Origin of the sequence: Corynebacterium sp. HMSC078H07 (assembly GCF_001812805.1) — a bacterium.
In the GTDB taxonomy this organism is placed as follows: Bacteria; Actinomycetota; Actinomycetes; order Mycobacteriales; family Mycobacteriaceae; genus Corynebacterium.
Genome location: NZ_KV810494.1, coordinates 19655 through 29605 on the forward strand (window position 1 = coordinate 19655; position 9951 = coordinate 29605).

The 9951-nt window shown below is 58.3% G+C and carries 8 protein-coding genes and 4 tRNA genes; all 12 read right to left on the reverse strand.

What is annotated here, in order from left to right:
* Positions 1-15: 15 nt before the first annotated feature.
* Positions 16-921, reverse strand: a complete 906-nt coding sequence (locus HMPREF2875_RS08270; RefSeq protein WP_070672030.1) for a phosphatidylinositol mannoside acyltransferase — start codon at positions 919-921, stop codon at positions 16-18.
* 37 nt (positions 922-958) lie between these two features.
* Complete coding sequence (pgsA, locus tag HMPREF2875_RS08275) at positions 959-1585, reverse strand: phosphatidylinositol phosphate synthase (RefSeq protein WP_070672032.1); 627 nt, start codon at positions 1583-1585, stop codon at positions 959-961.
* Positions 1578-2156 carry an ATP adenylyltransferase gene (locus tag HMPREF2875_RS08280; RefSeq protein ID WP_070672033.1) on the reverse strand — a complete coding sequence of 193 codons (579 nt, stop codon included), beginning with the start codon at positions 2154-2156 and terminating at the stop codon, positions 1578-1580. Before HMPREF2875_RS08280 ends, pgsA begins: the two co-directional genes overlap by 8 nt.
* Positions 2157-2224: 68 nt before the next feature.
* Positions 2225-4288, reverse strand: coding sequence for a threonine--tRNA ligase (gene thrS / locus HMPREF2875_RS08285; RefSeq protein ID WP_070672035.1), 2064 nt, complete (start codon positions 4286-4288; stop codon positions 2225-2227).
* A 94-nt stretch (positions 4289-4382) separates the two neighbouring features.
* Positions 4383-5654 carry a Dyp-type peroxidase gene (locus HMPREF2875_RS08290; RefSeq protein WP_070672037.1) on the reverse strand — a complete coding sequence of 424 codons (1272 nt, stop codon included), beginning with the start codon at positions 5652-5654 and terminating at the stop codon, positions 4383-4385.
* Between the two features lie 19 nt (positions 5655-5673).
* A complete protein-coding gene (locus HMPREF2875_RS08295) occupies positions 5674-6345 on the reverse strand; it encodes a copper chaperone PCu(A)C (RefSeq protein WP_083311893.1) in 672 nt (223 codons plus the stop codon).
* A 76-nt stretch (positions 6346-6421) separates the two neighbouring features.
* Complete coding sequence (locus HMPREF2875_RS08300) at positions 6422-7009, reverse strand: copper resistance CopC family protein (protein WP_070672039.1); 588 nt, start codon at positions 7007-7009, stop codon at positions 6422-6424.
* Positions 7010-7201: 192 nt separating this feature from the next.
* Complete coding sequence (locus HMPREF2875_RS08305) at positions 7202-9289, reverse strand: vWA domain-containing protein (RefSeq protein WP_070672041.1); 2088 nt, start codon at positions 9287-9289, stop codon at positions 7202-7204.
* A gap of 185 nt (positions 9290-9474) precedes the next feature.
* Positions 9475-9550: transfer RNA gene (locus tag HMPREF2875_RS08310), tRNA-Gly, on the reverse strand.
* 43 nt (positions 9551-9593) lie between these two features.
* Positions 9594-9665: transfer RNA gene (locus HMPREF2875_RS08315), tRNA-Val, on the reverse strand.
* 32 nt (positions 9666-9697) lie between these two features.
* A tRNA-Cys gene (locus HMPREF2875_RS08320) sits at positions 9698-9768 on the reverse strand.
* A 31-nt stretch (positions 9769-9799) separates the two neighbouring features.
* Positions 9800-9875 (reverse strand) — tRNA-Gly (locus HMPREF2875_RS08325).
* Positions 9876-9951: the final 76 nt, after the last annotated feature.

The following is a 9951-nucleotide window of genomic DNA, read 5'->3' on the forward strand; positions in this document are numbered from 1 at the left end:
GGGTCCTCCTCTTGCCTACTTCCTGTCTAGTTGCCTGCGGCGACGACGTTCAACGTCCGCATTCCACTGTGGCTGCAGCATGTGCCAGTCTTCCGGATGCTCACGGATATTCTCGGCAAAGCCGTCCGCCATCCGTTGGCAAGTCTCCTCCAGTGTCGTGACTTCTATCTCGGGGCTTACGGAAAGTCCCCAGCCATCGCCATCGAAGAAGGAGTGCACAACATGCAGCGCTGCACCAGTCTCGATGGCCAACTGAGCTGGGCCTGCAGCCACGTTGGCCTTCTCCCCCATGAAATCCACGGTGACGCCGGTGCGGGTAAGGTCCCGTTCAGCCAAGAGGCACACAACACCGCCACGCTCTAAGGTGTCTTTGAGACGCGGGAACGGTGAGGACGAGGCTCCGGTCAAAGGCAGGACGGTGAAGCCGAGGCTCTCACGGTAGTCCACGAAGGCGTCGAAAAGCGCCTCCGGCTTCAGTCTCTCCGCCACCGTGGTGAAGCCTCCATAGTGGTTCACGCAGAACACACCGGCCATGTCCCAATTTCCCGAGTGCGGCAAAGCAAAGATGACTCCCCGGCCGGACGCGATGGACGCATCCGAATACTCTTTGCCCTTCATTCCAGCAAGAAGCTGCTCATGCAAAGTCGGGTCCGCGTGGATGGCGGGCAGGCGAAAAGCCTCAAGCCAATAGCGCATGTAGGACCGCATAGAGTCGCGCACCAACTCGCGCGTGACATTCTCTGGGCCCACGACACGGCTGAGATTCTGGCGCAGCTGTTCCATCCCTGCACCATTGTCACTGGCATAGTCGGCGCCGCGTTCAAACAACCACGCAGCAACCGGCTGCGGAAGATAACGCACAATCTTCCAGCAGGCAATATATCCGGCAGCAGCCAGGTTCTCCCGATTCACACGTGCCATGGTGGATGCTCACTCCTTGGGAAAGGGGGGTAGGTTTCTACAGGTCCTTCATGAACCGAGACTTGGTGTCCTGGCGTGCTGCCTGACGCATGCGCTGGTAAATGGTGAACACCGATCCCACGGCCAGCAACCACAACGCAATCTCCAGTGCATAGGGAACGCCGAGCCCCTCGAGTCCCACGCCACCCAGGCCGAGAATGAGGCGTTCGGGGCGTTCGACAAGACCGCCGACCATCTTGAAACCGGAAGCTTCTCCACGGGCCTTGATATAAGAGATGACCTGGGAGCTGACCAGCACAATCATGCAGGCAACAAAGTTTAACGGATGGGCGTGGTCGACGTAGACCATCCAATAGGCAATGGCGGCGAACAGTGCTCCGTCGGTGATGCGATCGCACGAGGCATCCAGCGTCGCTCCAAACTTCGAGCCGCCCGTGGTCAGGCGGGCCATTGTGCCGTCTAGCATGTCGAAGGCGGAGAAAAGGCCTGACAGAACAGCGGCAGCAAAGAGGTGGTCGAGCGGGATAAAAATTACCGAGATGGCGATGGTGACGATGGTGCCCACCACGGTTACGACGTTCGGGGTCAAGCCCATCTTGAGGAAGAGTTTGGCCACCGGCACCACGACCACGGCGGCGGGCTTGCGCCCATGAACACTAAGCATGTGCTTCTCCTGGAATGAGTCCCTCGGCGGCGAGCTCCGCCCACCCCTGTGCGAGCAGAGAGCGGGTATCTTTGAGGAGCTGAGGCAGCACTTTGACTCCATCCACAATAGTCATGAAATTCGAGTCTCCACTCCAACGCGGCACAATATGCATGTGAAGATGCTGACCCACAGATCCGCCCGAGGCGCGTCCCAGGTTAAACCCAGCATTGATCGCGTCTGGGCCCGAAACTTTCTTGACAACTCGAATAGCAGCCTGGGCAAAACGGAAAAGCTCCTGGGACTCTTCTTCTGTCAGGTTCTCTAGCTCAGATTCCTGGCGGTACGGTATGACCATCATGTGGCCTGCGTTGTAGGGGTACAAATTAAGCACGCAGTAGACGAGCTCACCGCGAGCCACGATGAGCCCCTCTTCGTCCGACATCTGCGGAATTTCGACGAAAGGATTACGAGCGGTCTTGGGCACGTCGCCGGCACCGCCCTCACGCTTGATATAGCTCATGCGGTACGGCGCCCACAGGCGCTCCAAGCGGTCGGGGGTTCCCAGGCCGGTATCGACGTACTCTTCCACTCTGTGTTTCGTCCTTTCTGTGGGGTCCAGACTCCCCTGCCTGGACGTTGTCGTCTCAGGACAACCGTTTAGACGCGCTCGGCGATGCTGTCCTTGGTTGGCTGATCATTGTTGCGCTCGCGAACCCACTCCTCGATAACCTCGACAGCGGTTGCCACCGGCACGCCGTTGACCTGAGTGCCGTCGAGGAAACGGAAAGACACCGCATTGGCTTCGACGTCGCGCTCACCGGCCAAGAGCATAAAGGGAACCTTACCTGTGGTGTGGTTGCGAATCTTCTTCTGCATCCGGTCATCAGAGGTATCCACATCAGCACGCAGCCCACGCTTGCGCAGTTCGGCGCAGACCTCCTCCAGGTGCGGCGCAAAAGTATCGGCAACTGGGATGCCCACAACCTGGTGCGGGGCCAGCCAGGCCGGGAAAGCGCCAGCGTAGTGCTCAAGGAGCACACCAAAGAAACGCTCAATAGAACCGAACAGGGCGCGGTGGATCATGATGGGGCGCTGCTTAGTGCCGTCCGACGCCGTGTACTCCAGCTCGAAGCGCTCCGGAAGGTTGAAGTCTAGCTGGACGGTGGACATCTGCCAGGTACGGCCGATGGCATCGCGTGCCTGCACAGAAATCTTCGGACCGTAGAAAGCCGCGCCTGCTGGGTCCGGGACCAAATCGAGGCCAGACTTCTCTGCTACCGACTGCAGGATCTTCGTCGAGCGCTCCCAAATCTCATCCGAGCCAACGTATTTGTTGGGGTCCTTGGTGGATAGCTCGAGATAGAAGTCATCCAGGCCGTAGTCCTTGAGCAAGGAGATGATGAACTCCAGCACCTTGGTCAGCTCCTCTTCCAGCTGCTCCGGGGTGCAGTAGATATGGGAGTCATCCTGGGTAAAGCCGCGCGCACGGGTCAGGCCGTGGATAACGCCGGACTTCTCGTAGCGGTAGACCGTACCGAACTCGAAGAGGCGCAACGGCAGCTCACGGTAAGAGCGGCCACGCGAGGCAAAGATGAGGTTGTGCATCGGGCAGTTCATCGGCTTGGCATAGTAGTCCTGCGGCTGCTTGGTACAGTTGCCGTCCTCATCCCACTCGCCGTCGAGCTGCATCGGCGGGAACATGCCGTCAGCGTAGAAGTCGAGGTGTCCAGACTTCTTGAACAGATCACCCTTGGTCAGGTGCGGGGTGGACACGAAGGAGTAGCCGTCCGCGATGTGGCGGCGGCGCGAGTGCTCTTCCATCTCCATACGCACGGTCGCACCATTGGGGTGGAAGACCGGGAAGCCGGAACCAATCTCATCCGGGAAGGAGAACAAATCCAGCTCCGCACCGAGGCGGCGGTGGTCACGCTTTTCTGCCTCCTCAACCATGGTCTTGTAGGACTCAAGCGCTTCCTTGGATTCGAAGGCAGTGCCATAGATACGCTGAAGACCAGCCTTGGACTGGTCACCACGCCAGTAGGCGGCAGATGAACGCGTCAGGGTAAAGGCCGGGATGTACTTGGTGGTTGGAACGTGCGGTCCACGGCACAGATCGAACCACTCCACCTCACCGGTGCGTGGATTGATGTTGTCGTAGTGGGTCAGATCCCCGGCACCAACCTCGGCGGCCTCATCGGAATCCGGATCAACATTGCCCTTGTCCTGAACCAGCTCTAGTTTGAAGGGCTCGTTGGCCAGGGCCTCTTCGGCTTCTTCGGTAGTCGCGTAGACGTGGCGCTCGAAGCGCTGGCCGCCCTTGATGATTTTCTTCATGCGCTTCTCAATCGCCTTGAGATCCTCCGGGGTGAAGGGCTCGGCGGTCTGGAAGTCGAAGTAGAAGCCGTTCTCAATGGCGGGGCCGATTCCCAGCTTGGTGCCCGGGAATTCGGCCTGCACAGCCTGGGCCATGACGTGACCACAGGAGTGACGAATGACAGCGCGGCCATCCTCCTCGCAGGCGGCTACGGGAGTGAATTCGGCGTCAGTCTCCGGGGTGTGGGACAGGTCGTAGAGGGTGCCATCGGTACCGCGGACAACGACGACTGCTTCTGGACCTTTATTGGGCAGGTCATGCTCGCGCATTGCCGCACCCACGGCAGTTCCGGCCGGCACCGTAATCGGCTCGTAGTTGACCGGGACTGCTGGAATCATTTCCGCCATGACTTGTTGCGCTCCTTTTGCGCTCACGCGCCGCTCGACATACCTGGCCGAGCAGCACTCATTGAGAAAGTTACAGCGGCTTAGTCTACCCCTGCTAACTGCGGATCAGCGACTCGCCCCAGAAGGTTTCGCCCTCAGTTCCGGCAGGCACGTAGTACATGGCCGAGCCAATGTGAGTAATCCACTCGTTGAGCCGGTCAGCTTCATCAAGGCGCGCCTGGATAGGTTCGAATTGCTTCGACGGGTCCTTCTGATAGCAGATGAAGATTTGTCCTGCATTACTGAGCTCGCCGCGCGCGGTAGTCTCCGGCGTTGGCGGGAGGTTGTAGTTAAAGGGTCGGCGCAAAATCTTCTGTTCTGGATGGTCGGCCGGTGGATGGGCACGGGCGACATGAGAGTTTTCATCAATGGCCTTGAGCCCGAACTCATTGCGGGCATCGAGATCCACTGGGTCAAACTCCTCCTCCGCTCCCAACGGTGCACCGGTATCAAGCGTGCGCCCAGTAGCGGTTTCGCGCCCAGCACGGTCGAGTTGCTCCCACGAATCAAGGTTCATGTGGATGCGGCGCACCACCATGGCGCTGCCACCAGCGAAGGTGCCTTCATCAATCCAAACCTGCTCCGCGAAGTCTTCGTCCGTACGCGGATTAACCGTGCCATCTTTTTGTCCGAAGAGATTGCGGGCGGTTGTGCCCTTCGGTGCGGAACCATAGGCGTGACTAAAGCCCTGCTGTACCCAGGCGACTTCGGCGTAGTCTTTGCCAGCACGCGTCATGTGCCGGAGCACATGCGCGGCGGTCAGCGGGTCATCGCTGCAAATCTGGAGAACGATGTCAGTTTGCCCCCACTCTGGGCGCAGGTCATCGTGCTCGTAGGCGCGAACATCGCGGAGCCAGCTGGGCTTGGCGACGTCCACCGCATCGAAAAAGTGCTCTCCCCACCCACACGTGACGGTGAGGTTAGCAGGGGTCACTGCAAGTTCAGGTTCGAGGCTGCCGAGTGGGTTTTCCCCTGTACACAATCGGCGCGCGTCTTCGGTCCACAAACGCATCAAGGCCGTTGCTCCACGAGCACCGACATTTTTCTTGAGGTTAAATCCCACTAGTTCAACGTGTGCTTGAACTGGAGTTTGGATTCCGGCTTGGTGTTTACCATCGAAAGCGACAATGTCACCGCCCATGGTGTCCTCGGCCGCGTTCGGCCCTGTGCTGCCAGCGTCACTGGCTCGCTGTGCGTCGCGCTGACCTCCAGTATTGGGGGCATCGGTATCGGCCTGTGCGCAACTAGCCAGTGCCATTGCACTGGCAGCCACGGCACTTCCGGCAAGCAATCCACGCCGGCTGACAGGTTCCTCGAACCCGCTCATTGTGTCCTTCTCTCTGTGTTTAGTGCTTGTGGTCCATATGGTCGCCATGCTCCATGTGGTCACTGTGGTCCATATGGTCGCCATGCTCCATGTGGTCGCCGTGATCCATGTGGCCCATATCGCCATAGTTCTCGTCGCCTGCACCGATGGAACGCACAGGGATGTCGCCGAGTTCGACCGTGGAACCGTCGCCAAGCTCCAACGTCATCGTCACGTGTTCACCAGCCATAATCGGCTCAGCCACGCCCATCAGCATGAAGTGGTAGCTGCCTGGCTCCAGCTTCACAGACCCACCGGCAGGGATATCGAAACCGCCGTCTTTTTCCTGCATGACGCCATCGACGACCTCATGAATCTGGTACTGCTTTGCCTCAATAGAGGAGGTGAAGCCCACGACCGAGATGTCCTTGTCGGTGGTGTTGTGCAGCGTGCCGAAGATGGCGGTCATATCAGAGCCTTCTTCCATCGCACGCACGACGCCATCTTCGAAGGACACAGCTCCCTCGTCGGCATCGTGGGTTTGGCTTGAGGCAGCAGACGCCGATTCTTCGACTGTCGCAGCAGCACTCGAGGCAGCCTCCGTGGACGCTGCGGTTGAGTCTTCCTCGCTATTAGAGCAACCAGTCAAAGCCAGGCTAGCTGCGGCAAGGGCCGCCACGGAAGCACGAAGGGCGGTACGGGACATCAGCATGGAACATGCCTTTCTGTACTAAGGGGATTTCTCCAGGAATTGGAAAGTCAAGGCCGCTAGCGCGTCGATACGTTTCTTAGGAGTCATCATTCGCTCGGCGCGTCTTCGCACCGAAGACGAAGACCATCGCCACCACGACGAGTACCGCACCGAGGCCGACAATCCACTTGGCCGGCCCCGATAGGGCGCCGAGCGGTGCATCAGAGTCGCCTTCTTGGCTATCACTGTTGTCGGCGTCGCCGGCGCTGCCGGTGGAATTCCCTACAGCTGCAGCATCAACACCGGAAGCAACGCTGAACTCCACCGAACCAAGCGTGGAGTGTCCATCAGAGGACGTGATACGGAATCCCACCTGGTAATCACCATCACCAGGTTCGATGTTGTCAGGAACCTCAACGGTGAGATTGCGGCCGTTGATGGTCGGTTCGGCGTCGAAAAGCACCTCGCCCGAGCCTTGGTCACTGACAGCGAAGGTGTTGAAGGTGTCCTTTGGAATTCCGGAGAACTCCAGCGTGATCTCACGCGGAAATTCTTCAAGCGGGGTATCACTCACCACGTTGCCGCCAATAACCGAATCGTGGGCCACCGCCATCGGCGCAGAAAGGCCAAGAATGAGGCCTGTGGTTCCGGCGGCGAGGGCGGTGGAGACCTGACGCAGCTGCATCGTGCGGACAACTCCTTGTTGGTCGGATGAAACTTTTGATGGATATTCCCTCATCCTATAGCCGGGAGGGACGCGCTAGCTAATCCTTACCCCGCGACACGTGCGCGAGGTTATCAAGTAGTCGTTGCACGTGGCAGAAAAGTTCCCTGTCTCTCCTTCAACAGCAGCTATGCCCGGTTTGCCGGGGTCCTTCTAGCGGCGATGACCGCGCAGAAGGATAACCATCAGGATAATTACGGCAAGAGCGATAATGCCCAGCGCTGCAGCCAACAGATAGCCAAGCATGCCAAGCCCTATGCCTTTATCCTCGTCGGCGCCAGCGGCTTGGTCCGATTGGTCCTTCACTGCGTCGCCACCGTCGTCCTTCGGAGCCTCAGTCTTGTCCTTAACGGGCTCATAGATTGGCCCTTGGATTGGTTCCCCCAGCACCTTTGTTGTGAGAGCGTATTTCGCCGTGTCTCGCTTGCCATCGAATACCTCATCCTCCTTTTCGGACCCCGTACCTGCATCCAGGGTGACCAAGATGTAATAGTCACCCTCCAACCAGTTAGCTTGGGCTCCTTGCCCGTTTGCCTGACTTTGACCGAAACGGTTAGCGAAGGCCGTCGGTATAACTGAGTGTGCTGCAACTTCTTGGCCCTCGTTCAACGCCGACATATAATCGTTGTCACCAGCTCGCTCGCGCGCGGGGTTAAGAATCTCCAAATTCAGGGACGAGTACTTCAAGGCATTCTCATCAGACATCTCGCCTACTTTCAAGGCAGCGGCAAGCTGCTGTCCTTCCTTCATGGGAACCTTGAAGACTTGCGCCTCGCCCCGCACAATGTCGGTCTCGATGGTGTTTCCACTTTCCAGCTCAATGGCATCGCTAAACCAGCTAGCCGCGCGAACCTTTTCAGCGCCTTCAAAATTGGCATGAAGCTCACCCTCTACCTCGCTGTCCAGCCCGCTCACCAGCTCATCCATGTTGGACACAGGGTCAATGCGGTGGAGGAGGATTTCCACATCGAGGGGTTCCTCAGCCTTATGGGTCATCGCCCGCATCGCGGTCAAGACAATCTCGTCATCTGGACACTTTTCGGAGCCCATTTCTCGCGTAAAAGCGCTTGCGCTGGGCAAAGCGTCTGTGCGAATGGAGGTATGGAACTCGTCCTGATCAGCAGTGCACTCAATGGAGCCTTGTTCACCTCCATGATTACCGGTCGGTGGCTCGGAACCGTCACCAAAGAAAACCTTCATTCCGAGACTTCGCGGCTTAACCACCGCGCCATCCAAAGTCTTGTACATCGTCGCTACATAGCGCTCGCCCGGTTTGACGGGAATGGACCACGACTCAGCGTGAAAATCCTTGTGGGTGTCCTCGCCGCCATTCGGCGGGGCATCCAACTCAGCCCGGAAGATGAAGTCTTCCCCGGACTCCCAACGCGGCAGCTCCGTTGGCTGTGAAATGTCTTCGCTACCTTCAATCTGTTCGACATCGGATTGATAGATGTCCGCAGCACGCCCAGCGGCTTTCTTAATCATTGCTGCTAGTGAGTCTGCATCATCGGCATCGAGATATTCGCCCCCTGCAGCATCTGCGATGCAGGACAGCTCCTTGCGTGCCTCCTCATCGACATTGAAGCCGATGGTGTTGATGACCAGGTCGATGCCCTGCTCGTGGAGTTCCTTGGCCACCTCACATACTGGCGGCGGTGCGCAGGTGTCGATTCCATCCGAGACAAGCACGATGGTGCCGTGCTGGCCACCCAATTCCTCAGCAGCCTTCTTCAGAGAATCACCAATCGGGGTATATCCCTTTGCCTGGAGTGCATCAATGGGGCCGGTGAAGGAATCCCCAACGTCCTCCTTCGGGCCGCTCACTACGTGAATGTCGCGGCAGCCTTCTTCTTGATTTTCTGGAGTCTCATCAACCGTTCCGCCGTAGGTAACAAGCCCCAGCGGAATTGTTCCACCCAACTCATTCACAAAGCTTTTGGTAGCGTCTTTTGCTGCGTCGAGACGCGTCTGACCACCAGCATCCTGCACATTCATGGAACCAGACGAATCTAGAACCAACATCGTTGCGCCACTATTTTCCTCAACGGGGGCAGCATCCTCGGAGGGAGGAGCAGAAGGCGATTCCGATGCCGGAGAATCCGAACCAGGTACACCGGTGGGGTTCTGCGCACGGGCTGGAATACCTGCTGTCCCGAGTGCGCCCAGAAGAACCAGTACCGTCACAGAAAAAAGAGCCAGCACTCGCTGGACTGGTGTTGTGCGTGTGGGCAGAGATGTCATGAAAGAGTGTCCACTTCCTTGAGTCGAGATGGTTGTGACTAACACCATAGATAAAGACACGGAAGCGGGCTCGGCTGCGGGGAAGGCTCCCCCTACTCGTACCCCACACGGCGCGCGATGCCCACGCGAGTACGTGAGAAAAAATTTAGGGCGCCTTTCCCTCAGTAGAAAAGACGCCCTATGCGTGGAGCGGATGACGAGACTCGAACTCGCGACCCTCACCTTGGCAAGGTGATGCGCTACCAACTGCGCTACATCCGCATTCGAAAACCAGGCCCGGTTTTCTAGGACTAAGAAGTCCGTGTGCGCGATACTGGGATTGAACCAGTGACCTCTTCCGTGTCAGGGAAGCGCTCTCCCGCTGAGCTAAACGCGCGCAGTGCCCATGGAGTGGGCACTAACAGTTTGAGGTGGAAACGGGAATCGAACCCGTGTGCACGGTTTTGCAGACCGTTGCCTCACCACTCGGCCATTCCACCGTGGCGATACCGCCTCACACACTACATGTGCTGGAGCGGATGACGAGACTCGAACTCGCGACCCTCACCTTGGCAAGGTGATGCGCTACCAACTGCGCTACATCCGCGTGGCAAACCTTAAGTTTGCCACGGGTTCCGTAAGGAAACCCTGTGCGCGATACTGGGATTGAACCAGTGACCTCT